General features: G+C 70.5%; 19 protein-coding genes and 1 pseudogene. 8 read left to right on the top strand and 12 right to left on the bottom strand.

All coding sequences use genetic code 11. The features are described from left to right. The 3 genes from ACIF83_RS15720 to glgB all read left to right on the top strand — a co-directional run. Positions 1-321 (top strand): alpha-glucosidase C-terminal domain-containing protein (locus ACIF83_RS15720; RefSeq protein ID WP_399727141.1); only part of this gene is annotated, 321 nt, incomplete at its 5' end. A 180-nt stretch (positions 322-501) separates the two neighbouring features. Continuing rightward, positions 502-1,926: a maltokinase gene (locus tag ACIF83_RS15715; RefSeq protein WP_399727138.1), complete on the top strand. Its 1,425-nt coding sequence runs from the start codon at positions 502-504 to the stop codon at positions 1,924-1,926. After that, the gene (gene glgB, locus ACIF83_RS15710; protein WP_399727135.1) at positions 1,923-4,382 is read left to right on the top strand and encodes a 1,4-alpha-glucan branching enzyme; all 2,460 of its coding nucleotides are present in this window, start codon (positions 1,923-1,925) and stop codon (positions 4,380-4,382) included. The genes ACIF83_RS15715 and glgB overlap by 4 nt, the downstream gene beginning before the upstream one ends. 9 nt (positions 4,383-4,391) lie before the next feature. Here the strand turns inward: glgB and ACIF83_RS15705 are convergent, their stop codons facing one another. The 7 genes from ACIF83_RS15705 to ACIF83_RS15675 form a co-directional block, all read right to left on the bottom strand. Next, positions 4,392-4,871, bottom strand: coding sequence for a CAP domain-containing protein (locus ACIF83_RS15705; RefSeq protein WP_393469705.1), 480 nt, complete (start codon positions 4,869-4,871; stop codon positions 4,392-4,394). A 237-nt stretch (positions 4,872-5,108) separates the two neighbouring features. Then, entirely contained in the window at positions 5,109-7,343 is a 2,235-nt protein-coding gene (locus ACIF83_RS15700) for a HelD family protein (RefSeq protein ID WP_399727132.1), read from the bottom strand. Between the two features lie 179 nt (positions 7,344-7,522). After that, positions 7,523-7,993 (bottom strand): hypothetical protein, encoded by a 471-nt coding sequence (locus ACIF83_RS15695; RefSeq protein WP_399727129.1) that lies wholly within the window; start codon positions 7,991-7,993, stop codon positions 7,523-7,525. 1 nt (position 7,994) lies between these two features. Further along, entirely contained in the window at positions 7,995-11,957 is a 3,963-nt protein-coding gene (locus ACIF83_RS15690) for a DNRLRE domain-containing protein (RefSeq protein WP_399727126.1), read from the bottom strand. A 146-nt stretch (positions 11,958-12,103) separates the two neighbouring features. Beyond that, entirely contained in the window at positions 12,104-12,436 is a 333-nt protein-coding gene (trxA, locus tag ACIF83_RS15685) for a thioredoxin (protein ID WP_393469694.1), read from the bottom strand. Beyond that, on the bottom strand, positions 12,436-12,861 hold the full coding sequence (locus ACIF83_RS15680) for a MerR family transcriptional regulator (protein WP_393469691.1): 426 nt from the start codon (positions 12,859-12,861) through the stop codon (positions 12,436-12,438). The genes trxA and ACIF83_RS15680 overlap by 1 nt, the downstream gene beginning before the upstream one ends. 29 nt (positions 12,862-12,890) lie before the next feature. Further along, positions 12,891-13,412 (bottom strand): Lrp/AsnC family transcriptional regulator, encoded by a 522-nt coding sequence (locus ACIF83_RS15675; protein ID WP_393469688.1) that lies wholly within the window; start codon positions 13,410-13,412, stop codon positions 12,891-12,893. A 45-nt stretch (positions 13,413-13,457) separates the two neighbouring features. On the opposite strand from ACIF83_RS15675, the gene ACIF83_RS15670 reads away from it, so the two are divergent. The 3 genes from ACIF83_RS15670 to ACIF83_RS15660 all read left to right on the top strand — a co-directional run bounded on the left by ACIF83_RS15670 (position 13,458) and on the right by ACIF83_RS15660 (position 15,752). Beyond that, complete coding sequence (locus tag ACIF83_RS15670) at positions 13,458-14,369, top strand: NAD-dependent epimerase/dehydratase family protein (protein WP_399727121.1); 912 nt, start codon at positions 13,458-13,460, stop codon at positions 14,367-14,369. A gap of 1 nt (position 14,370) precedes the next feature. Then, positions 14,371-15,264 (top strand): aldo/keto reductase, encoded by an 894-nt coding sequence (locus tag ACIF83_RS15665; RefSeq protein WP_399727118.1) that lies wholly within the window; start codon positions 14,371-14,373, stop codon positions 15,262-15,264. Positions 15,265-15,332: 68 nt separating this feature from the next. Further along, positions 15,333-15,752 carry a hypothetical protein gene (locus tag ACIF83_RS15660; RefSeq protein ID WP_393469680.1) on the top strand — a complete coding sequence of 140 codons (420 nt, stop codon included), beginning with the start codon at positions 15,333-15,335 and terminating at the stop codon, positions 15,750-15,752. A gap of 24 nt (positions 15,753-15,776) precedes the next feature. On the opposite strand, the gene ACIF83_RS15655 is transcribed toward ACIF83_RS15660, so the two are convergent. The 3 genes and pseudogenes from ACIF83_RS15655 to ACIF83_RS15645 form a co-directional block, all read right to left on the bottom strand. Continuing rightward, positions 15,777-16,544 (bottom strand): DUF2127 domain-containing protein, encoded by a 768-nt coding sequence (locus ACIF83_RS15655; protein ID WP_393469677.1) that lies wholly within the window; start codon positions 16,542-16,544, stop codon positions 15,777-15,779. Positions 16,545-16,644: 100 nt separating this feature from the next. Further along, positions 16,645-17,141, bottom strand: a pseudogene (locus tag ACIF83_RS15650) (DUF6381 family protein); the annotation flags it as partial. Between the two features lie 201 nt (positions 17,142-17,342). After that, the gene (locus ACIF83_RS15645) at positions 17,343-18,731 is read right to left on the bottom strand and encodes a cation:dicarboxylate symporter family transporter (RefSeq protein WP_393469674.1); all 1,389 of its coding nucleotides are present in this window, start codon (positions 18,729-18,731) and stop codon (positions 17,343-17,345) included. A gap of 151 nt (positions 18,732-18,882) precedes the next feature. Here ACIF83_RS15645 and ACIF83_RS15640 point away from each other — a divergent pair, with 151 nt between their 5' ends. Next, the gene (locus ACIF83_RS15640; protein WP_393469671.1) at positions 18,883-20,502 is read left to right on the top strand and encodes an ATP-binding protein; all 1,620 of its coding nucleotides are present in this window, start codon (positions 18,883-18,885) and stop codon (positions 20,500-20,502) included. Continuing rightward, complete coding sequence (locus ACIF83_RS15635; protein WP_393469669.1) at positions 20,499-21,197, top strand: response regulator; 699 nt, start codon at positions 20,499-20,501, stop codon at positions 21,195-21,197. The genes ACIF83_RS15640 and ACIF83_RS15635 overlap by 4 nt, the downstream gene beginning before the upstream one ends. Positions 21,198-21,502: 305 nt before the next feature. On the opposite strand, the gene ACIF83_RS15630 is transcribed toward ACIF83_RS15635, so the two are convergent. Then, positions 21,503-22,060 carry a hypothetical protein gene (locus tag ACIF83_RS15630; RefSeq protein WP_393469666.1) on the bottom strand — a complete coding sequence of 186 codons (558 nt, stop codon included), beginning with the start codon at positions 22,058-22,060 and terminating at the stop codon, positions 21,503-21,505. Positions 22,061-22,090: 30 nt separating this feature from the next. Beyond that, positions 22,091-24,286 carry a tetratricopeptide repeat protein gene (locus ACIF83_RS15625; protein ID WP_399727111.1) on the bottom strand — a complete coding sequence of 732 codons (2,196 nt, stop codon included), beginning with the start codon at positions 24,284-24,286 and terminating at the stop codon, positions 22,091-22,093. Between the last annotated feature and the right edge of the window lie 61 nt (positions 24,287-24,347).

Genomic DNA, 24,347 nt, shown 5'->3' with positions numbered 1-24,347 from the left:
CGCATGATCGAGATCCGCAAGCAGAACCCCGCCTTCGGACTGGGCACCTACACCGAACTGCAGTCCTCCAACCCCGCCGTCCTCGCCTTCCTCCGGGAAGCCCCCTTGTCGAAGGAGGGAGGGGACGACCTGGTGCTGTGCGTCCACAACTTCTCCCGGTTCGCACAACCCACGGAGCTGGACCTGAGGCGGTTCGGCGGGCGGCATCCGGTCGAGCTGTTCGGCGGTGTGCGGTTCCCGGCGATCGGCGAGCTGCCGTACCTGCTGACGCTGGCGGGCCACGGCTTCTACTGGTTCCGGCTGCGCCGGGACGCCGCGTAAGCCCTCCGCGGGAAAGGCCGCGACGGGCCGTCGGTCGTCCGCCGGTCCGTCGCGGCTGGTCGCGCAGTTCCCCGCGCCCCCCCAGGGGGCGCTGCCGGGCGGGGCAGCGGGTTTCCGCCGCCCCGCCCGGGGCACCCATCAGGAACACCCCCGACGACCCGGGGAAAGGACGTGACGCCCATGGCGGATACGGTCACCCCTTCCGGCACGACTCCCACTTCCGGCCACCTCCTCGCCTCGCTCGAACCCCTGCTGCGCGAGTGGCTGCCCAGACAGCGCTGGTTCGCGGGCAAGGGCCGCCCGGTCACCGGGTTCACCCAGGTGGCGGCCACCGAACTACTGCCCCAGGACGGTCGGCTGGGGCTCCACCACCTGCTCCTGCGCGTCCACCAGCCGCCCGTGCTCGGCGCCCCGGCGCACCCCGGTGACTGCTACCAGCTGCTGATAGGCGTGCGCGAGGCGCTGCCGCCCCGGCTGGCGCCCGCGCTCATCGGACATGTCACCGAGGGTCCGCTCGCCGGCCGCACGGTGTACGAGGCCCTGTACGACCCCCGGCCCGCCGACGTTCTCCTGGAGGCCCTGCGCAGCCAGGCGCGCGTCGGCGGGCTTCGGTTCGAACGGGACCCGGACCAGGAGATCCGGGAGGGACTGGTGGCCCGTTTGATGACCGGCGAGCAGTCCAACTCGTCGATCGTCTACGGCGATACGTTCATCCTGAAGCTGTTGCGCCGAGTGGTCCCCGGCGTCAACCCCGACCTGGAGATACCGCGCGCCCTGGCCCGCGAGGGCTGCGCCCGGGTGCCCGCGCCGACGGCATGGCTGCGGACCGAACCTGCCGACGAGGCCGACGCGTCGTACGTCCTGGCCGTGCTCCAGCCGTTCGTGAGCGGCGCCGCCGACGGCTGGGAGCTGGCACTGCGCGAGCTGGCCAAGGGCGAGGACTTCGTCACCGAGGCCAAGGCGCTGGGCCGGGCCACCGCCGAGGTGCACACCGCCCTCGCCCACGCCCTGCCGACGGTCACCCTGGGCCACGCCCAGCTACGGCTGCTGGTGGACGGCATGACCGAGCGGCTGACGGCGGCCGTCCAGACGGTGCCGGCGCTCAGGCCGTACGAGCAGGGGCTGCGCTCGGCCTATGCGGCGCTGGACGGGCTGGTCGCCGAGGGGCTCACCTGGACCGCCCAGCGCATCCACGGCGACCTGCATCTCGGCCAGTGTCTGCGCTCGCCGTCCGGCGCCTGGTCGCTGATCGACTTCGAGGGCGAGCCGGCCCGGCCGCTGGCCGAACGGCGCCTGCCGCAGCCGCCGGTGCGGGACATCGCCGGGATGCTGCGCTCCTTCGACTACGCCGCCCGCTCGGTCAGCCCGCCCGCGCCGGGCTGGGCCGAGCGCTGCCGGGCCGCGTACTGCTCCGGGTACGCGGAGGTGGCCGGCCGCGACCCGCGCACCGATCCCGTACTGCTGCGGGCCTACGAGACCGACAAGGCCGTGTACGAAGTCGTCTACGAGGCCCGCCACCGTCCCGACTGGCTGTCCGTACCCCTTGCCGCGGTCCGCCGACTCGCCGCGTCCGACCCGACCCTCGCCCGGGAGACCCGTCCGTGACGTCCAAGAAGCCTGCCACCTCGAAGAACAACAAGTCCGGCACGAGCAAGGCCGAGCAGAGCAGAGAGGAGAAGAGCACGGCCGAGCAGGCCGGGGCCGGGAAGAAGACAGCGGCCAAGAAGACCGCGGCCAAGACAGCCAAAAGGGTCACGGCCAAGAAGACCGGTGCCGCCGGGAGGTCCGGTTCTGCCGCGAAGAGCGGTTCCGCCGCCATCCCGAGCGCCCGCAAGCCCGAACCGCCCGCCCGGGAGCGCCCTGCCGAGGTCGCCGTCTCCCCCGCGCTCGACGCCGGTGACCGTGAGCGGCTGCTGCACGGCACCCACCACGACCCGCACGCCGTCCTCGGCGCCCACCCGGTCCCGGGCGGGGTCGCCTTCCGCACCTTCCGTCCCTACGCGCAGGCGGTCACCGTGGTCTCCGGCGATCTGCGGGCGGACCTGCACGACGACGGGGACGGCTTCTTCTCCGGGCTGCTCCCGCTCACCGAAGTCCCTGCCTACCGGCTGCTGGTGACGTACGACGGCACCGTCCACGAGACCGAGGACGCCTACCGCTTCCTGCCCACGCTCGGCGAGCTGGACCTGCATCTGATCGGCGAGGGTCGGCACGAGCAGCTGTGGCGGGTGCTCGGCGCGCACGTCCTGACCCACCAGGGCGTGACCGGCACCCGGTTCTCGGTGTGGGCGCCGAACGCGCGGGGGGTGCGCGTCGCGGGGAACTTCAACTTCTGGGACGCCGGCGGACACGCGATGCGCTCGCTCGGCTCCTCGGGGGTGTGGGAGCTGTTCGTGCCGGGCATCGGCGAGGGCGAGCTGTACAAGTTCGAGATCACCCGCCCGGACGGCTCGCGCACCCTGCGCGCCGATCCGCTGGCCCGCCGTACCGAGGTCCCGCCGGCCACCTCGTCGATCGTGCACGCCTCGCACCACGAGTGGGGCGACGCGGAGTGGATGGCCCACCGAGGGGACACGCCCGTGCACGAGGCGCCGTTCTCCGTGTACGAGGTCCACCTGGCCTCCTGGCGGCCCGGCCTGACATACCGCCAGCTGGCCGACCAACTCCCCGCGTACGTCATGGAGATGGGCTTCACCCATGTGGAGCTGATGCCGGTCGCCGAGCATCCCTTCGGCGGCTCCTGGGGCTACCAGGTCACCGGCTTCTACGCCCCGACGGCCCGGCTGGGCACCCCGGACGACTTCAAGTACCTGGTGGACCGGCTGCACCAGGCCGGCATCGGCGTCCTGATGGACTGGGTGCCGGCGCACTTCCCGCGCGACGACTGGGCGCTGGCCGAGTTCGACGGGCGCCCGCTGTACGAGCACCACGATCCACTGCGGGCCGCGCACCCCGACTGGGGCACCCTGGAGTTCGACTTCGGCCGTCGCGAGGTGCGCAACTTCCTGGTGGCGAACGCCGTGTACTGGTGCGAGGAGTTCCACATCGACGGGCTGCGGGTGGACGCCGTCGCCTCCATGCTCTACCTCGACTACTCGCGCGAGCCCGGCCAGTGGGCGCCGAACGAGCACGGCGGCCGGGAGAACCTGGACGCGGTGGCCTTCCTGCAGGAGATGAACGCCACCGTCTACCGGCGCTGCCCCGGGGTGGTGACCATCGCCGAGGAGTCCACCGCCTGGGACGGTGTCACCCGCCCCACCCACCACAGGGGCCCGAGCGGCTTCGGCGGTCTGGGCTTCGGCCTGAAGTGGAACATGGGCTGGATGCACGACTCGCTCCAGTACATGAGCCACGACCCCGTCCACCGCAGGTACCACCACCACGAGATGACCTTCTCGATGGTGTACGCGTACAGCGAGAACTACGTGCTGCCGATCTCCCACGACGAGGTCGTGCACGGCAAGCGGTCCCTCGTCTCGAAGATGCCGGGCGACTGGTGGCAGCAGCGCGCCAACCACCGCGCCTACCTCGGCTTCATGTGGGCCCACCCCGGAAAACAACTGCTCTTCATGGGCCAGGAGTTCGCCCAGGGCGCCGAGTGGTCCGAGGCGCACGGCCCGGACTGGTGGCTGCTCGACCCCTCGTACGGCGCGGAGGCGGACCACCGGGGCGTCCGGGACCTGGTCCGCGATCTGAACGCCGGCTACCGCGCCGCCCCGGCACTGTGGCAGCGCGACACCGATCCGGCGGGCTTCCAGTGGATCACGGGGGACGCGGCGGACGACAACGTCTTCGCGTTCCTGCGTCACTCCGCCGACGGCACCCCGCTGCTGGCGGTCTCCCACCTGGCCCCCGTGGTCCGCCACGACTACCGCATCGGCGTCCCCGAGGACGTCCCGGCCTGGCTGGAGGTCCTGAACACCGACGCGGCCCGCTACGGCGGCAGCGACGTGGTCCACCCCGACCCGGTCAAACCGGAGCCGCAGGGCGCCCATGGGCGCCCTGCGAGCATCCGGCTGACCCTGCCTCCATTGGCCACGGTGTGGCTGCGGCCGGCCTAGAAGCCCGCGTCACCCGGGCGACGCGAAGACCTGGACGGCGTAGTCGCCGCTGACGGCGACGCCGGTGTCCTTGTAGTCGCAGTTCACGATGTTGCCACGGTGGCCCGAGCTGTTCATCCAGCCGTCCACGATCGTCTTGGCGTCCGTGGTCCCCCAGGACATGTTCTCCGCCGCCGGCCCCGCGTTGTAGCCGGCGTCCTTGATGCGCTGGCTGTAGCTGGAGCCGTCGGAACCGGTGTGGTTGGTCAGGTGGTTCTTGCTCGCGTCGTCCGCGAACGTCTGGGCGGCCTTGGTCAGCTGCCCGTTCTCCTGCAGGGCGGGACAGTTGGCCTTGGCCCGCTCGGCGTTGACCATCTGCAGGATCTCCCCGGGCGAGGCGGCGGGAGCGAGGGTCACCGCCGCCCCCGCGCCGGCGGCTCCGACGAACAACAGGGGAGCCGCGCAGGCGGCGGCGCACAGACGACGTATGAGTGTGGTCGTGGTCCGCATGGAAATGCCTTCGTTCGGAAGTAACGGCGAGAAATCCCCCCGGAACTCCGCGAGGTGTGAAGGGTTCTCGCGGTGGCGCGGACACGGCCGGCGAGCGCCCGCAGAACCCTGGGTCACCGGCGGTTCCTCGGAAGGTGCCCGGCGCCTGCGCTCGTACCTCTCCACCGTACGCCCGTCACGGTGGACTCACGAGTCCGGCGGCCGGGGCACCACCTGTCACCTCCCGCTGCCAGCGCGTTACCCGAGGGCCTCGGCCAGCGCCTTCGGCAACTCCTTGGTGTGCACCACACCCAGTCGCTGCGTGGCCCTGGTCAGGGCCACGTACAGGTCGCTGGTGCCGTACCGCCTGGGCTCGACCACCAGGACGGAGTCGAATTCGAGCCCCTTGGACTGGCGCGGATCGAGCAGGACGACCGTCTGCGTCAGGTCGGGTTCGGTACCCGCGGTGACGTTGTCCAGCCGGGCCGCCAGCCGACGGTGCAGCTCGCGCGGGGCGATCACCGCCAACCGGCCCTCCGCCGGAGTCAGTTCGGCGACGGCCTCGGCCACCGCGCCGGGCAGATCGTCGCCCGCGTCCCGCACCCAGGGCCGTACCCCCGTGGAACGGACCGAACCCGGGGGCTCGAACTCCGGGTTCTCGGCGCGGACCACGGCCGCGGCCAGGTCCATGACCTCGGACGGGGTGCGGTAGTTGACGCCGAGCCGGGTGTGCTCCCAGCGGTCCTCGACATACGGCTCGAGGATGTCGGCCCAGGAGCCGACGCCGGCCGCCTCCGCCGTCTGGGCCGGATCGCCGACCAGGGTCATCGAGCGGGTCGGGCTGCGCCGCATGAGCAGCCGCCACGCCATCGGCGACAGCTCCTGCGCCTCGTCGACGATGATGTGCCCGAACGCCCAGGTCCGGTCGGCGGCGGCCCGCTCGGCGGCGCTGCGGTGGTCCGCCTCCTCCTGGCGCTCGGCGAACCGCTCGGCGTCGATGATGTCGTGTGCGGACAGGACCTCGGAGGCCTCGGGGTCACCGTCCTCCTTGTCCTCGAACTCGTAGGTGCGGGAGGCGTAGGAGACGTCGAGCACGCCCTGCGCGTAGGCCACCTGCGTCTCCCGCTCCCGCTCCGCCCGTGCCCGCGCCCACCGCTCGTCCACGCCGAGCAGCTCGGCCGCCTCGTCCAGCAGCGGTACGTCCGCCACGGTCCACTCCCGGGTCACCGGCCGGCGGATGGCGGCCGCGTCGTCGTCGGAGAGGTAGCCCACGGGGTCGGCGAGGAAGTCCGCGACCAGGCGCTGCGGCGTCAGGCGCGGCCACAACTGGTCGATGGCCGCCCAGACCTCGGGGTTCTCGGCCAGCTCGTCGCGGATCTGGGTGATGTCGGAGGCGTCCAGCAGGCTGCTGCCGTCGTACGGGTCGGTGCCCACGCGCTCGGCGTACAGCTCGGTGAGCGTGTTGAGGATGTGGCCCTCGAAGTACTCCCGGGCCACGTTGTGCGGCAGCTTGGCGGCGCGGGTGCGTTCGCGGGCGACCTCCACCAGGCCGTCGTCGAGCATCAGGATCTCGCGGTCGTGCTCGATCGCGATCACCGGATCGGGCAGCGACTGCCAGTCCTGTACGACCTCGGCAAGTACGGCCGCCATGTCGGCGCTGCCCTTCACCGCGGCCGCCTCCCGGCGGTCGGTCGCCGTCGCCTTCACGCCCGGGAACAGCTCACCGACCGTGGCCAGCAGCACTCCGGTCTCGCCGAGGGAGGGCAGCACCTCGCCGATGTAGCCGAGGAAGGCCGGGTTGGGGCCGACGATGAGGACCGCACGGCGGGCCAGCAGCTCCCGGTGTTCGTAGAGGAGATAGGCCGCCCGGTGCAGCGCCACCGCCGTCTTTCCGGTGCCGGGGCCGCCCTCGACGACCAGCACCCCGCGGTGCGGCGCCCGGATGATGCGGTCCTGTTCGGCCTGGATGGTCTGCACGATATCGCCCATCCGGCCGGTGCGCGCCGAGTTGAGCGCGGCCAGCAGCACGGCGTCCCCGGTCGGGTCCTCGTGGCCGGTGCGGGTGGCGTCGCCGAGGTCCAGGATCTCGTCGTGCAGCGAGGTCACCGTCCGGCCCTGGGTGGCGATGTGCCGGCGGCGGCGCAGGCCCATCGGGGTGTGACCGGTGGCCAGGTAGAAGGGACGGGCGACGTCGGCCCGCCAGTCGATGAGGACGGGTGTGTGTTCGGCGTCGTCCTCGCGCAGCCCGATCCGGCCGATGTGGTGGACCGTGTCGTCGGCCAGGTCGATCCGGCCGAAGCAGAGCGAGCCGTCGACGGCGTTCAGCGCGGCGAGCAGTCCCGAGCGCTCGGCGACCAGGATGTCCCGCTCCAGCCGGGCCTGCATGGGCTTGTCGCCCTGGGCGAGCGCGTCCGTGACCGAGGTCTCCGCCTCGCCGCGCAGCACGTCCACGCGCGCGTACAGTCCGTCGATGAATTCCTGCTCGTGGCGCAATTCATCATCTGGAAATTCGGTGTTTGACAATTCCGCTCCCGCCCGGATATACTGTGCTCACTGAACTTCTCCGCGACTACTCCGAATTGAAGTCGCGAATCACCGAATATACGCAAAGAAATCCCCCGAGCGCAATTGCTCGGGGGATTTTCTGTGTCAGGCGACGCTCAGGCCTCGGGTCAGGACGAGCCGATGACGAACAGCCACAGGCCGTCTCGCTTGAAGACGGTGAAGGTCTCCTGCTGTCCGGTGCGGCGGAAGTGGATGGTGCCACCCCGGACGTCGTAGGGGTCCTCGGGTGTGAGATCGATGGAGACCGGTCCCGCCGCGGCCTTGCCGTAGGTGCCGATGACGCGGCGGGCGGCGGCCGTCTCGGCGCGGCGGGCGAACCAGCGACGGTGCCAGGAGAGGTCCGTCAGGCGGTCCGCGTCGCCGTCGTGCAGGCGCTGCACGTAGAGCTCGAGATAGAGCTTCAGTGTGCTGGGGACGCTCCGGTCGCCCGTGTACGTCACCGCGGGCAGGCCGGCCCGGCTCGCCCGGCGGTAGTCCCACTGGTCGCGCGGGGCACCCCAGGCGAGGGCGACGCCCCCGGCCAGCAGAAGGGCCAGGCCGAGAGCGAGCCACAAAACAATCTTGCGGGTTCTGTTCATATCAGTACCAGTGGGGCGTGATGTGGGCGATGTAGACCGTGACACCCGGACGACGCTTGATGATGGCGGCGAGGTTCGTGTTCCGGTAATGGCTGGAGTGCTGGTAGACCTTGATGGAGCTGGTCGTGGAACCGGTGCCGTAGATCACCGCCGCGTGGTCGAGGTTGGAGTCCCCGTCGCCCGCGTACTCCAGCAGCATGATGTCACCGGCCGAGACGCTGCTGAGGTTCCTGACCCAGGTGACGCTGTCCTCGTTGCCCATGAAGTTGGCGAAGTTGTTGGCCGCGGACCAGGAATAGGTCATGTCCGACTTCGACTTGCGCCACCACTCGTACGGGCTGCGCCTGAAGTCGATGACCGATCCGTATTCCATGTGCGCGCCGCCGCCTCGGTTCAGGGACTTGGAGGCGAAGTTGGTGCAGTCGGTACGCAGTTCGTCCGCGTCCGCGTAGTGCGCCGCGGCCCAGGAGACGGTGCCGCCGCGGCTGAAGGAAGCGTGCTTGGCGGTGGCCGCGGTGGCGGTGCCCACGGGGAGGGCGTCTCCGTCGGTGTAGAAGGCCTCCATACCGGGCGCCGTGACGTCGGTGTCGTCCCCGTCGAGCGGGACCTGTGCGGCCGCGGTGCCCGAGGCGGACAGGCTGCTCAGGAAGTCGGCGGCGTCGAGCCGCTGGGTCAGCACCGGAGACGGACCGCTCGTGTCGAAGGTGTACACCTCATGGGCGTCCTCTCCGTTCTGAGTGGTGCCGTCGGTCATCGTGGTGGCGCCCGTGTGGTGGGTGTACACCAGGTCCAAGGTGCTGGTCAGGGGCCCGGCGGTGGTGTCGGCCAGGCTCGTGGTGATGCCGGAGTAGCCGACCCCTTCGCCGGACAGACGCGCCTTCTCGGCGAGCAGATCGTCCTCGTCGGTATGCAACTGCGCGCTGAACGCGGCCCCGTCGGCGCTGGCGGCGACGGCGGCGTCCGCACTCGTGTAGGTACCGGTGAGCAGACCGCTGCGGGCGTCGAGGTACTGCTGGAGGATCGACTTGTAGGCGGTGGTGCTCGCGGCGTGTGTCGCGGCGGGCCTGGCCGACGAGGAGGTGGCCGGCGCGCTGGTGCCGTGGGCGGTGGTGGCGGTGACGGTGACGGTGTGGTCGACGCCGTTGGCGAGGCCGGAGAGTACGGCCGTGGTGCCGCCGGTCGCGGCGTCGACCGAGGTCTGCGCCGCCTGCTGGGTGGTGCCGGCCGCGTAGGCGGTGACGGTGTAGGAGGAGATGTCACCGGAGTAGCCGGTGTCCTCCGGGGCGTTCCAGTGGACCAGCAGTCCGGCTGCCGTCGGCGTGGCGGTGACACTGGTGGGCGCGTCGGGGGCGCCTGGGGCGATGTAGGTGACCGTGAGCCTGGTGCCGGAGGCCGGGTAGGTGGCGCCGGTGGTGGTGTCGGAACCCTCGTCGGCGGCCTGGAGTGCGAGCCCCTGGTTGGGGTTCGAGCCGTCGAGCCAGAGCTGCACGGCGGAGGTGACGTCGAGCGAGGCCGGGTCGGCGGTGCTCAGGTCGAGTGCGTTGCCGTCGGCGGCGGCGACCAGATCGGGGCCGGTGCCCGCGGCGGTCCAGTCGGCGTTGAGGGGGTGGACCTCGATGTCGTGCGCCTCGCAGGTGCCCATGCAGCCGGCGGTGCCCATGCTGAGGGTCGCCGAGGTGATCTGGGCGCCGGAGGGGATGGCGGACAGGTCGGGCAGGATGTAGCTGCGCCAGTGTGTGGTGCCGGAGGCGCCGACCTTCAGCGTGCTCGCCGCCGAGCCGGTGCATGCGGCGCCGGCGCAGTCGGTGGCTCCCGTGTCCACGGTCGCCTGGGTCAGTGCCGAGCTGCCGATGACCGTCGTGGTCGTGGTGGGCGTCGTCGGCGCGGCGGGGAGATGGACGGTGAAGCTCTGGGTGCCGGTGTAGCCGGAGCAGCGGCTGTTGGAACAGGCCCGCATCTTCCAGGTGTACGTGGCCCCGTCGCTGAGCAGGCCTGCGGGGACCTGTACGGCCGCCCGCTCGCCGTTGTCCGCGCCGATGGTGGCCAGGGGGCTGCCCCCCAGGGCCGCGCCGGTGCTGTCGTACAGCAGGAAGTCGGCCTGGACGGTGTTGCCGGAGGGAGCGGAGACCACGCCGGACAGGATGGGGGTGAGGGTCTGGGTCGCGCCGCTCTGGAGTGCGGTCGGCAGGTCGGCCGGGGGTTTGGGCGCCTTGGAGGTGTCCACGGTGAAGTTCAGCCAGCTGGACCAGGCCGAGTAGTCGGTGCCGTCGTAGCCGCGGACCTGGAACTTGTACGTCGTGTGGTCGGCGAGCACACCCGCGGGAACCGTCCAGGTGGCCTTGGCGCCGGACGCCACCGAGGCTCCGGAGCCCGTGGTGAGGACGGTGCCGCTGCTGCCCGCGACGGAGAACTGGGTGGTCAGGCTGTTGGAGTCGGCGTCCTTGACCAGGGCGGCCAGGGTCGGCGTGGTGGAGGTGACGTAGGAGGCGCTGCCGGAGGTGCTTCCGGGAGTGGCCTGGAGGCCGGAGGGCTTGGCCGGCAGGGTGTTGTAGGTGACGGCGAGGGTCGGCTCGCGGGTCGCGGTGTTGCACGAGGTGTGCGACGAGTCCGGATTCATCGAGCAGAAGCGCTTGCCGTACGTGAGGTCGGCGGCGGCGTTGTTCAGCTGGATGCCGTGCTGGGCGTGGGTACCGTCCACCCAGCCCTTGATGATCTTGGTGATGTCGATGGACTCGGTGGCGTTGGCGCAGCCGTCGGTCTCGTCGCCGTGGTTGAAGCTGTCGCTGATCCACCACGAGCCGGAGTAGTCGGCGGCCGGCCTGTTGGCCCAGACCGTCGAGGGCGAGGAGTTCGCGTCGAGCGGGTGGACGGACATCGGCTGGGCGGTGCAGGTGTTGGCGTCGTACTGGTAGAGCTTCAGGTTGGCGCTGACCACGTGCTTGCCCTGGATGGCGTCGAGCTTCCAGTTCAGGTACGAGCGGTAGTTGGTGACGCCGTTGTCGAACGTGCCCACCATCAGTCGGTAACTGCTGATCTGGGGCGTGGTGTTGTTCGTGTAGACGTATGTGTCACCGCTACGGCTGAGCGAGGAGATGTCCGGGTCGATCGTGACCGGGTAGACCGTACGCGGGCTGGTCAGGAACTTCATCGAGGGGCGCAGCCGCATCCAGGTGCTGCCGTCCGGGCCCTTCGTCAGGGTGGTGGCGACCTTGTGCTCGGCGTCCGGGATGGCCTCGGACCCCTGCGCGGAGTCCCACATCGTGAACTGGTGGGCCGATGCGACGGTGGCGCCGGACGTCCCGCGGCGCAGGGCGATCGCGCCGTTCGTGGTCTGCCGGGCGCTGAGCTTGCCGCCGAGGACGAGCGGGAGCGTGAGCGAGAAGGACCTGGACGGCCGGGCGGTGAGTACGACATGGGCCGTGAAGCCGTTCGCGGTGGTCGACACGACCAGGTTCTCGGTGGCGGACACCCGGTAGGTCGCCACGCCGCCGTGGACCTTGGGCTTCGGCAGGTTCGTGGGCCAGCCGACGCCGACCTTCGAGCCGTCGCTCTTGGTCAGGGTGGCGGCGGTGTGCGAACCGCCGTCGGACACCACCACGGGTACGGGTGAGTTCCTGGGGACCCAGCCGCGGCTGCCGGCCCGCTTGAGGGTCAGGTTCACCGGGGCGAAGGTGCCGTTCGGGCCCGCGATCCGCTGCTCGCCCTCGGATATCCGTGTGGTGAGCGTGCCGTCGGGGTTGGCGTAGGTGCTCGAGAACTCGTCGTCCAGTCCCGTGATGTGGACCGGTTGACCGATGTCCGCGGCCTCGGACAGGGCCGAGGCCGCGTCCCCCGCAGTCCCGTCGGCCGGTGTATCGCTCTGCGACAGGGCCGGTACGGCGGCTGCTGCGGCACCGGCGACTCCGGTGGCGAGCGTGATGTTCAGCGTGAGCGCCGCGGCGGCCAGGACGGCCGTGCGTCTCACGGTTCTGAGGGATGGCAAAGAGGATTCCTTGAACAGGTGAAGAGGTTCAGGGGATGCTCACAGCGACATCACTTCTTCTTCAAGGGATCTTGGCCGAAAGTACACTGTCTTTACCTGGCCGCCTCCTCCTGCGCGCGGGCCGGCCGCTACAGCACGTCGGCCAGCTCGTCCAGCAGCCGGCGCTTGGGCCGTGCGCCCACCATCGACCGCACGGGCTCGCCGTCCCGGAAGAGCATGAGGGTCGGGGTCGACAGCACCCCGTAGGCGACCGTCGTGGACGGATTGCGGTCCACGTCGATCTGGACGATTTTCAGCCGGTCGCCCTCCTCGAAGGCGATGTCCTTCAGCACGGGCGCCAGCTGCCGGCACGGCCCGCACCAGTCGGCGGTGAACTGCACCAGCACCGGAAGGTCCGCGCCGATCACCTCCGCCTCGAAGTCCGCGTCCGTCACCTCGGCCAGTCCGCTCACCAAGCTCACTACTGCTGCCCTCCCAGCTCGCACAGGGGCTCCGGACCTCCCGGAACCAGCGCCTCGGCGGCCAGCTCGTTCCGGGCCTCCTCGGCCCGCCGCAACTGCCCCGCGACCGTCTCCCGCACCGCCGTCAGCTGCCCGATGAGCGCGTCCAGCTCGTCCAGCTTGCGCCGGTAGACCACGAGGGACGCCGGGCAGGAGTCGCCCTCCGGATGCCCGGCCCGCAGGCACTCCACGAACGGCCGCGTCTCCTCCAGGTCGAACCCGAAGTCCTGCAGCGTCCGGATCTGCCGGAGCAGCCTGACGTCGGCCTCGCCGTACGTGCGGTGTCCCTTGTCGTCGCGCCGGGCGGGCAGCAGTCCCCGTGCCTCGTAGTAGCGCAGGGTGCGGGTGGTGGTCCCGACCCGTGCGGCCAGCTCGCCGATTCGCATACCCACGACCGTAGATGTTGACGTCGGCGTCAAGGCAAGACGGGCGGCAGCAGCGGCTTCCGGCGCACCGGTGAGGACAGCACGATCGAGGTCGTCGTACGGCCCAACGCCGAGGTCTGCTCCAGGACGTCCTCCAGATGCACGGTGTCGGTGACGGCGACCTTGAGGATCCAGCAGTCCTCCCCGACGACATGGTGCACCTCGGTGATCTCCGGACGGTCGAGCAGCTCCAGGGTCCTCGGGTGCTTCAGCGTGTAGCCGCCGTGCGGGTTGACCCGGATGAAGGCCTGGATGCCGTAGCCGAGACGGGTGGGTGCGACCTGCGCGCCGTACCCCTCGACCACCCCGGCCGCCTCCAGCCGGCGCACCCGTTCGGCGACGGCCGCCGGGCTCAGGCTGATCCGCCGACCCAGCTCGCTGAGCTTGATCCGGCCGTCGGTCTGCAGCAGTTCGAGGAGCTGCCGGTCCACCGCGTCGAAGGCCACTGGCGTTTCGCTGGTGACGGCCCGCAGATGCCGTTGTTCTTTCGGTGCGGTGACCGTATCTCCCATGTCTCCCCCTTCAGGAACGGACGTGACGCCCGGAAAATTATGGCCATGAAAAAGGCGCGAGAGGTACTGGTCATCGGCGGCAACCGCTATTTCGGCAAGCGGCTGATCTCCCGTCTGGTGGCGGCCGGCGACCGGGTCACGGTCCTGAATCGGGGTTCGTCCGCACCACCGCCCGGTGTGGCGCACCTGGTGGCCGACCGCGACGACGAAAGGGCCCTGGCCGAGGCCGTCGGCACCCGGGTGTTCGACGTCGTCCTCGACCAGGTCTGCTACACCCCGCGCCAGGCGGCCGTCGCCCGCCGTGTCTTCGCCGGACGCACCGGCCGCTATGTGATGACCTCCACGGTGGAGGTGTACGAGCACGAGGACTCCGAGAAGCTGGTGCCGGAGGGTGCCGTGGACCCGGCCGCGGTCGCCGTGGACCTGGAACTGCCCTGGGACGAACCCGGGTTCCTGGAGTCCCATTACGGCGAGGGCAAGCGGCAGGCGGAGGCGGTGTTCACGACGGACCCCGCGTTCCCGTTCGTGTCCGTCCGGGTGGCCCACGTGCTCGGCGGCGACGACGACTTCACCGGCCGCCTCCAGCACTACGCCGACCGCATCCGCACCGGCGCCCCCGTCGCCGTACCACCGGTCACGCACCCGGCGACGTACATCCACGTCGAGGAGATCGCCGACTTCCTGTTCTGGACGGCCGGCGAGGACTTCACGGGCCCGGTGAACGCCGCTTCCCACGGCCTGCTGGCACTGGACGGGCTGAGTACGGCCGTGGCGGCACAACTCCCCGGCGGCGCCGTGGTGTTCGAGGTGACCGAGTCCGGCGAGGTCTCCCCCTTCGCCTTCCACCGCCGCTACGGCATGGACAACTCCCGGGCCGCGCGGCTCGGTTTCACCTTCGGTGACGTACGGCAGTGGCTGCCGAAGGCCGTCGCCGAGACTCTCGGAAAGGACGACTGACGTGCGGTACCGCACCCTTGGCGGACTGAAGGTGAGCGCGGTCGGGCTCGGCGCCATGCCGCTGTCGATCGAGGGCCGGCCCGAGGAGCGACGCGCCCTGGCCACGGTGCACGCGGCCCTGGACGCCGGCGTGACCCTGCTCGACACGGCCGACTCCTACCACCTGCCGGGCCAGGACCCCGGCCACAACGAACTCCTCCTCGCCCGCGCCCTCGCGGCCTACGGCGGTGACACCGACGGCGTGCTCGTGGCCACCAAGGGCGGCCGGGGCCGCCCCGCCGACGGCAGCTGGACGGTGACGGGCTCGCCCCGGCACCTCAGGACGGCCGCCGAGGCCTCCCTGAAGCGGCTCGGCGTCGAGGCGATCGGCCTCTACCAGCTGCACAGGCCCGACCCGGCCGTGCCCTTCGAGGACTCCGTCGGCGCGCTGCGCGACCTGCTGGACGAGGGCAAGATCCGCCTGGCGGGACTCTCCAACGTGACCACGGACCAGATCCACCGCGCCCGCGCGGTCCTCGGCGACCGGCTGGCGTCGGTCCAGAACCGCTACTCCCCCGAGGTCCGCGACAGCGAGCGCGAGTTGCGGCTGTGCGCGGAGCTGGGGCTGGCGTTCCTGCCCTGGAGCCCGCTGGGCGGGATCTCGCGCAGCTCACTGGACGGACCGTCGAGGCTGGAGGGCCGTGCACGGTTCGCGGCGTTCCACGAGGTGGCCCTGGAACGCGGGGTGAGCCCCCAGCAGGTAGGCGTCGCCTGGCTGTTGTCCCTCTCCCCGACCGTGGTCCCGATCCCGGGCGCGAGCCGTCCGGAGACTGTCCAGAACTCGGCCGGGGCAGCGAACCTGGTGCTGAGCGAAGAGGAGCTGACCCGGCTGACGCGGTCCACGCGGACGCCGTGAATCCCCTCCCCCGTCACCGGCACGGACCGAAGAACCACACCTCCGCCCCATGAAGCCAGGAGAATCACGTGGACGCCCTGCACCTCACCGACGCCAGCCGCATCCTCGCCGGCGTCGTGCTGCTCACCGTTCCGACCATCGAGATCGGCGGCTGGTTCATGACCCGCATCGTGCGCGGCATGGTGCCGATGACTCCGTTCCAGAAGTCGTTCGCCCGAGCGGGCCACGCGCACGCCGGTGTGCTCGTCATCCTCAGCCTGGTGTGTCTGCTGTACGCCGACGCGGCCGGCCTGTCCGGCGCGGTCGGCTGGATCGCCCGCCTCGGGGTCCCGGCCGCGGCGATCCTGCTGCCCGGCGGCTTCTTCGCCTCCTCCCTGGGCCCCGGCGACGTCGACCGCCCGAACGGGATGTTCGCGCTGGTCTGGGCCGGGGCCGTCGCGCTCGCCGTAGGCGTGGTCAGCGTGGGAATCGGGCTCCTGACAGCCTGATCCGGCCCGTGGGTGGAAGTCGGCTCAGCCGACGGCCACCCCGGCCGACTCCTCCACCTCCATCAGGGAGGCACTGTGCCGCTCCTCCTCGAACTTCCGGCGGCCGCCGCGCAGGCCGAACAGGCGCTTGGTCAGGGCGATGTAGAGCACCGCGAGGATGTTGAGGACAAGGGTGGCGATCTTCAACCAGCTGATGTGCTCGGTGAGTTCGTAGATCTCCAGCGGAAGGAAGGCGGCGGTGGCCACCACCGTCAGGTACTCCGCCCAGCGCTTGGCGTACCAGAGGCCGACCGCCTCGACCAGCTCGATCAGCGCGTACGCGAGGAGCAGGACCGCGACCAGCAGCAGCGTGGAGTGCCGGTAGCCGAAGGCCTTCTGGATGGAGCCGACGACGGGAGAGTGGTCGAGGTCGTAGTGGAAGTGCCGGAACACCGGCCGGAAGACGTCCAGGTAGTCGTTGAACAGCCTGCGTACCGCGTCCTGGCTGTTGCTGAACTTCCACACCGCGACCGCGACCAGCACGATGAACACCCCGCGCACCGCCCGCTCGATCGCCAGGAAGCGCAGGATGAACAGGTCCCGCAGCACCTTCCCGCGCGCCACCAGCGGCGCCTCGTCGGCCGGCCCCGAGCCGTGCGGCTCACCCAGCACGAAGTCCCCGCAGCGCAGGCAGCGCCACACGTCACCGAGCGCGGTCTGCGCGTGCAGCCGTACCCGCAGCCGGGGATCATCGGGCGCGTAGGTCACATGCCCCTTCCGCGCGCAGGTCCGCCGGTCCCAGTCGATCTTCATCCCCCGTGCCTCCATGTCCGTTCGGGAACACGCACGAACGTGCCGTTCCGGTTCCGGATCGGCACGCTAGTGGACGCGGGTGAGAAGACGCCGCAAGGGGTCAGCCGGCTGCGCTCTCCGCCAGTTCCTTTTCCTCGGCCTTCTGCTCCGCTACGGCGACCTCGTCCCGTACGGCGGCCTCGCGGCCCGGCAGCAGCACGGCCACCAGGAGCGTGCCGATGCCCAGGATCACCGCGCCGATCAGGCTGGTGTGGGCGACGGCGTCGGAGAAGGAGGAGCCGACCGCGTCGGCCGTCCGGTGGGCGCCGGAGGCGAGCTGGGTGGCCTGCTGCTTGAGCCGGGCGGCCTGCTGCGGGTCGCTCGTCCGCGCGGCCTGTGCGGCCAGCCGGTGCGCCTTGTCGCCGATGCCCTGGGCGACGGCGTACCCGGGGCCGACGGAGTCCCGTGCGGTCTCCAGGGCGCTCGCCGGGAGCTTGCTGCCGGCGGTGGCGTCGGTGAGGTGGTCGCCGTACGAGGTGGCGAGCGGCGAGCGGCGAGCGGCGAGCCGAGGATCGCGATGCCGAGCGAGCCGCCCAGCTCCAGCGAGGTGTCGTTCACGGTCACCGTGCTGACCGCTGCGGGCGTACCGCCTCCAGGGCCACCGAGTTGGTGGCCAAGGTGAGAGGGGAGTCGTGGACCCCGAAGGAAATGGAAGCCGGGCGGCTGGGTCAACGGGGGGAGACCCAGCCGCCCGGCGGCGGTTCCCGGACGCCCGGCCCGGGTTCAGGCGGGGCCGGACGTCCGGAGCTTTCTCGGCGGTCAGGCCTTGGCCAGCTCCTTCTCGCCGTCCTCGCGAGGCTCGGGGAGCTCCTTGACCGCGGCCTCGTTCTCGTCCAGCAGCGTCGTCTCGTCGAACGGCAGCTCGCCGGCGAGGACCTGCCTGACCCGGCTCTTGTCGATCTCCTTCGTCCAGGTGCCGACCAGGACGGTGGCGACCGCGTTGCCCGCGAAGTTGGTCAGCGCACGCGCCTCGCTCATGAAGCGGTCGATGCCGACGATCAGGCCGACGCCGTCGACCAGCGCGGGCTTGTGCGACTGCAGACCGCCGGCCAGCGTGGCCAGACCCGCACCGCTGACGCCCGCCGCGCCCTTGGAGGCCAGCAGCAGGAAGAGCAGCAGCGGGATCTGCTCGCCGATGGACATCGGGGTGCCCAGGGCGTCGGCGATGTAGAGGGACGCCATGGTCATGTAGATCATGGTGCCGTCGAGGTTGAAGGAGTAGCCGGTCGGCACGGTGATGCCGACGACCGGCTTGCTGATGCCCAGGTGCTCCATCTTCGCGATGAGCCGCGGCAGCGCGGACTCGGAGGACGAGGTCGACAGGATCAGCAGGAACTCGCGGGCGAGGTACTTGAAGAGCGTGAAGATGTTCAGCCCCGCGACGATCCGCAGCAGCGCGCCGAGCACGATGAAGACGAACAGGAAGCAGGTCACGTAGAACCCGAGCATCAGCACGGCGAGGCTCTTCAGCGCGTCCAGGCCCGCGGAGCCGACGACGGCCGCGATGGCACCGAAGGCGCCGATCGGCGCGGCCCACATGACCATGGACAGGATGCGGAAGACCAGCCGCTGAATGTGCTCGATGCCCCGCAGCACCGGCTGCCCGACCGGCCCCATGGCCTGCAGCGCGAACCCGGCGAGCAGCGCGACCAGCAGGGTCTGCAGCACCTGGCCCTCGGTGAACGCGGACACGAAGGTGACCGGGATGATCGACAGGACGAAGTCGACCGGCGGCAGCGCGTCGGGGGACACCTGGTCGTGCCCGGTCGCCTTGATGGCATTGGTGATGTGCAGCCCGTCACCCGGGTGCAGCACGTTGCCGACGACGAGGCCGATGGCCAGCGCGACCAGCGACATCACCAGGAAGTAGCCGAGCGCGATACCGCCGACCGCACCGACCTTCGCGGCCTTCCGCACGGAGCCGATGCCAAGCACGATCGTGCAGAAGATGATCGGCGAGATCATCATCTTGATCAGGTTCACGAAGCCGGTGCCCAGCGGCTTCAGCTCGACTCCGGCATCGGGCCAGATGAGCCCCACGGCGATACCGAGCGCGACCGCCACAATGACGGCGATGTACAGGTAGTGGGTCCGGTCCCGCTTCACGCGGGGTGCGGCAGGTGCCGTATCGGGGGAACTGGCGGCCACGGCTGCCCTCCTTGACGTCTTCGTCGGCATCACCGGCGTGCGGCTCACGTCCGGGGGTTGTGGGGGATGCCTGGACTATCTCCCGGTCTGTGAGGGCGGTCACCCTTCCGTTCATTTAGTTCATGCTTAACCCGAGAGGCACACTGCTGACATGCGCTTCCCGTCCCTCCCCCGCCCCCGCAGCCTGGCCGGCCAGCTGCTCGCCATGCAGGCCGTGCTGATCGCGGTGGTCGTGGCCGGGTACGCGCTGTTCACCTACGTCAGCGACGAGCGGCAGGCCGAGGACGCGGCGGCCCGGCACGCCACGGCCGTGGCCCGCTCGATCGCGGACTCCCCCTCCGTCCGCACGGCGATCCACACCCCCGACCCCACCAAGCAGCTCCAGCCCTACGCGATGCAGGTCATGCGGGACGCGAACGTCGACTTCGTGACGATCATGACCCCGTCCGGGATCCGCTGGACCCACCCCGACGAGAAACAGATCGGCAAGCACTTCCTCGGCCGCATCGGCCCCGCCCAGCACGGCCGCACCTTCACCGAGACCTACACCGGCACCCTCGGCGCGTCCGTCCGCGCGGTCACCCCGGTGGAGGAGAACGGCAGGGTCATCGGCCTGGTCAGCGCCGGCATCAAGGTCGAGGCGATCAGCGCACGGGTCCGGGGCCAGGTCACGGCCCTGCTCGGCGTGGCCGGCGTCGCACTGCTGCTGGGCGCCGTCGGCACGTACGTGGTCAACGCCCGCCTGCGCCGCCACACCCACGGCATGAACGCGACCGAGCTGAGCCGGATGCACGACTACCACCAGGCGGCGCTGCACGCGGTCCGCGAGGGGCTGCTGATGCTGGACGGACAGTTCAGGGTGGCGCTGATCAACGACGGCGGCCGGGAGCTGCTCGGGGTCGGCGAGGAGGAGGACGTGATCGGCAGGTCGGTGGCGGACCTCGGCCTGCCCGCTCCGCTGACCGGAGCGCTGCTGTCCTCGGAGCCGCGCGTGGACGAGGTGCACCTGACGGCCTCCCGGGTGCTGGTGGTGAACACCTCACCGGTGTCCGGGGGAGAGCGGCGCGGAACGGTGGCGACACTCAGGGATGTCACCGAACTCCAGTCCCTCATGGGCGAGTTGGACTCGGAGCGGGGCTTCACGCAGGCCCTGCGCTCGCAGGCCCACGAGGCGGCGAACCGCCTCCACACGGTCGTCTCGCTGATCGAGCTGGGCCGGGCGCAGGAGGCGGTGGACTTCGCGACGGCGGAACTGGAGCTGGCCCAGGCCCTCACCGACCAGGTGGTGGCCGCCGTGAGCGAGCCGGTGCTGGCCGCCCTGCTGCTGGGCAAGACGGCCCAGGCGAACGAGCGGGGCGTCGAGCTGGTGGTGTCGCCGGACAGCCGGCTGGACGACGGCGTGCTCCCGCCCGAGCTGTCGGCGAGGGACCTGGTGACCGTCCTCGGCAACCTGATCGACAACGCGGTGGACGCGGCGCAGGGCAGTGTGGGTGCGCGGGTCACCGTGACGGCGTACGCCTCGGACTCCGAACTGGTACTGCGCGTGTCGGACACCGGGCCCGGTGTCGACCCCGCCCATGCCGACCTGGTATTCCAACGGGGGTTCACGACGAAGCCGGCCGGACCCGGCGGGCGGGGCCTGGGTCTGGCCCTGGTCCGGCAGGCGGTGACCCGGCTCGACGGGACGTTGACGGTGGCGGAGGCCGAGGAGGGCGGAGCGGTGTTCGAGGTGCGGTTGCCGTTGCGCACATCGGTGGGTGACAGCAGATGACGAACGAGCAGCAGCCCATCCGCGTCCTCGTCGTCGAGGACGACCCGGTGGCCGCCGACGCGCATGTCATGTACGTCGGCCGGGTGCCGGGATTCGTGGCGGTGGGCAAGGCGCACACGGGCGCGGAGGCGCGGCGCATCCTGGACCGTACGCCCGTGGACCTGCTGTTGCTGGACCTGCATCTGCCGGATGTGCACGGCCTGCAGCTGGCGCGGTCGCTGCGGGCGGCCGGGCATCAGGCGGATGTCATAGCGGTCACCTCGGCGCGGGATCTCGCGGTGGTGCGGGAGGGGGTTTCACTGGGGGTGGTCCAGTACGTCCTCAAGCCGTTCACCTTCGCCACGCTGCGGGACCGGCTGGTGCGGTATGCCGAGTTCCATGCGGCGGTGGGGGAGGCGAGCGGGCAGGACGAGGTGGATCGGGCGTTGGCTTCGCTGCGTGCGCCTTCGCCTGCGGCGCTGCCGAAGGGGTTGAGCGGGCCTACTTTGGAGCGGGTCACGGGGGTGCTTCGGGAGGCTTCGGAGGGGCTCACGGCGGCGGGAGTGGCTGAGGCGGTGGGGATCTCGCGGATCACTGCTCGGCGGTATCTGGAGCACCTGGTGGAGGCGGGGAGGGCTGGGCGGAGTCCGTTGTACGGGCAGGTGGGGAGGCCGGAGTTGGTTTATCGGTGGGTTCGGGGGAATCCAAGTCGGTGAGGGTTTCGGCGTGGGCGAGGGCCTGGGCGGCATCCCTGGGAGCGCCGGCTCGCAAGAAGGCGTCAACGGACCGGAGCCAAGAGCTGCGGGCTTCCTGGAAGTGGCAGGCGGCGTAGTGGACAACAGCAAGATCGTGGAGGACCACACCCACTTGGTACCAGTCCTCGAACTCGACGTAGATTCCCAGTGCCCTGCTGAAGACCCCGATGACTGCAGCTGCCCGGTGCGCCTCCCACAGGGCAGGTACTCCACCTTCCCGATGACCGTCGCTCTGAACTCCCCGCCCCGAAAGTCGATGTGATCGCTCAGCCCGCGTTGCCCCCGACCCCGAACGGCACGGCGTACTGAACGATGTACACCCCCAGCCCCACCACCGAGACCGCTTCCAGCAAGGACAACACCACCAGACCGGCCGAGACGTGATCCCCCACCCAATACACGACGAGCGCACTCAACGGCACGATGCAGAAGGCCAGCAAGTCCACCACACACTGCGCGACCTTTCGCGAGACCCGTCGCGCATCCCCTCGGTGAGCAACCTCCCACTTAAAGACCTCGGCGGCCTCCACCTGCACCATCTCGGCGAGCCGAGGACCCAACTCCCGCCGCACATAGGCCCCGATCGCCGAGATCTTCTGGTCATTGACCAGATACGTCCACCCGAGGACGACACAGACCGGCGGCAACGCCAGCAGCATCGCGGTCTGCTTGGCCTGGGCAGCGGCGGCGATCACGGCAGCCACCACGGTCAAGGTCACATACAGCAGATTGTCCCGGAACCCGATCCGCGTCTTCTGCTCATCCTTGATCGTCTGGTACTCGGTGAGCAGCAACTGCCCTGCTGTCACGTCACGTTCGGCCACTCCGCCCCCCATCGGGTACTCACTCCCTTTTCATTCCACTGCCGGCCCGCCCAATCCCTCCATGGCCAGGCGCAGGTTGTTCCATGCCCCCATCTCGCGCACCCGGTCACCGGCTCGCTGGAAGGCGTTGAGTGCCAGAGTGAGGGCGTCGGCGGCTTCACGGGGCCGGCCTGTCTCCAGCAGCGCCAGGCCCAGGTTGTTCCACGCCCTCCCCTCACCGTCCGGGTCGTCGGCGTCGGTATAGGCGGCACGTGCCTCGTTCAGGGCCTCGATCGCCTCCTCGTATCGTCCCATCTGGGTGAGGAGGACGGCCATGTTGTTGAGCTGCTCTGCCACGGACCGGCTGTCATCGATCTGCCTGTGGATCTCCGCAGCCCTGGAGAAGGCGGCGAACGCCTCCTCCAGTCTTCCGGCGAGCTGGAGTGCTCTGCCGAGATTGTTGGACGCCATTGCTTCACCGATGGCATCCCCCGCTCTGCCCGCGAGGTCACGGGCGGTCCGGCCGACGAGGATGGCGTCGTCCGAAAAGCCGCGCCAGCACAGGTACTCACCCAGGCACAGGGCCAGGTCGACGGCGCTAGTGGCATGCTGCAGGTCGGCGGCGCCCCACTGCACGGCCGCGACCAGTCCCACCCGCTCCCTGTCCAGCCAGTCCAGTGCCGCCTCTCGGCTCTCGAAGACGGCGGTGCTCGGATCCACCGGCAGATCTCGCAGGAGGTCATCCGCCGCGTTGGCCCACCTCCGGTAGAAGCGCAGCAGGCGCGAACGGGCCGCCTCGGCCTCCGCGCGGAGCACGGGGTCGGCCACGGTGACGCTCAGCGCGTACTCCCGCACGAGGTCGTGGAGCCGCCATTCCGTACGACTGCCGCCCCGGTCGACGAGGTACGCCCGCTCCAGTCCGGCCAGAGTCCCTGTCGGCGGCGTGTCTTCGCCCACCAGGGCGCAGATCGTGTGCGCGCTGATCTCCGAACCCGGCGCCAGCGCCAGCAGTCGCAGCAGCCGGGCCTGGTCCTCGGGCAACCGGTCATAGGAGAGAGCAAAGGCGGCACAGATGCTGCGCTCACCGTCGTCAAGGAGCGTGACCCGCACGCTGTACTGCTCCTTGAGGGCCGCGACGAACTCGACGACCGGCATCCCCGGATCATAGGCGAGCAGCGCGGCAGCGATCTGCAGGGCAAGGGGTAAGTGGCCACAGAGCGAGGCGAGTTCGCGTGCCGCGCTCGGGTCGTCGGAGATCCGCGCGTCATCGGGTACGGCCGTACGGAGCGCCTCGTCGAGCAGCTCGACGGACGCATCGGGTGCCAGCTGTCCGAGGGAGAGCGAGAAGGCGCCCAGTGATGCCGGCAGTCGGGTACGCGAGGTGACCAGGACCCGATGACGCACGTCACCGGGGATCAGCGGGCGAACCTGGGCGGGTGACGAGGCGTTGTCCACCAGGATCAGCACGCGACCGGTGCGTTCCGCGAGCCGAGTGCGATAGTGGGCGGCCCGCTCTTCCTCACCGGACGGAATGTGCTCGGAGGGTATCCCGAGCGCACGCAAGAGCGAGTGCAGGGCGCGCTCCGCGGTGACTGGTACCGCGTCGTATCCGTGCAGATCGACGAAGAGTGTTCCGCCGAGAAACCACCCCTCGCCGTCCGCAGCGTGCGCGGCCTCCACAGCAAGAGCGGTCTTGCCCGCTCCGGCCAGGCCGGTCACGGCCGTGACCGCGGACCGGCCCGGTGCGCGGCCCGAAGTCGGTGCGAGGGCGGCCAGGAGCTTGCGCAGGTCGTCCTGTCGGCCCGTGAAACCCGGTTGAGTCGGCGGGAGTTGAGCCATGGCGGGCGGTACGGGGCCGAGGTTGTTGTACACGACCTGCGCGCCGACGACACTGCCGAGGAACAGGCCCTGACCGAAGTCGACGTGATCGCCCTGGTACCAGGCGCCTGTGCCGGGCGCCTGCCGGTCCATCGCGGCAGCGACCGCGGATGCCGTCTCGAGATCATCCGCGAGCGTGTGTTGAACCCGCTTGGCCCACGTCGCCAACTCTGCCCGCAGTGCGGGCTCCTGCACTCCGCGCGTATGGGTGGTTGCGGCAAGACCGACGGGGTCGACGCGTCCGACGTCGCCGGGCGCGTCGTCCGCTCCGTGCACCAGCTCGGCCAGGGCCTTCAGCGCCTCATGCCCGAGGGGGCCGCCCTCGCCGTCGGCGAGTGCCGTCAGCAATGCCGTCAAGGCCGCTTGCATGCGTTTCCCCCGTGCCGTCCAGACGTCCGCAACGTCCCGTGACCGGTCCACCGGTGACTGG

This window comes from Streptomyces sp. NPDC085866 (assembly GCF_044541035.1).
GTDB lineage: Bacteria > Actinomycetota > Actinomycetes > Streptomycetales > Streptomycetaceae > Streptomyces.
The sequence above is the reverse complement of the archived record's forward strand: the minus strand, read 5'-3'. Positions and strand labels throughout refer to the sequence as shown.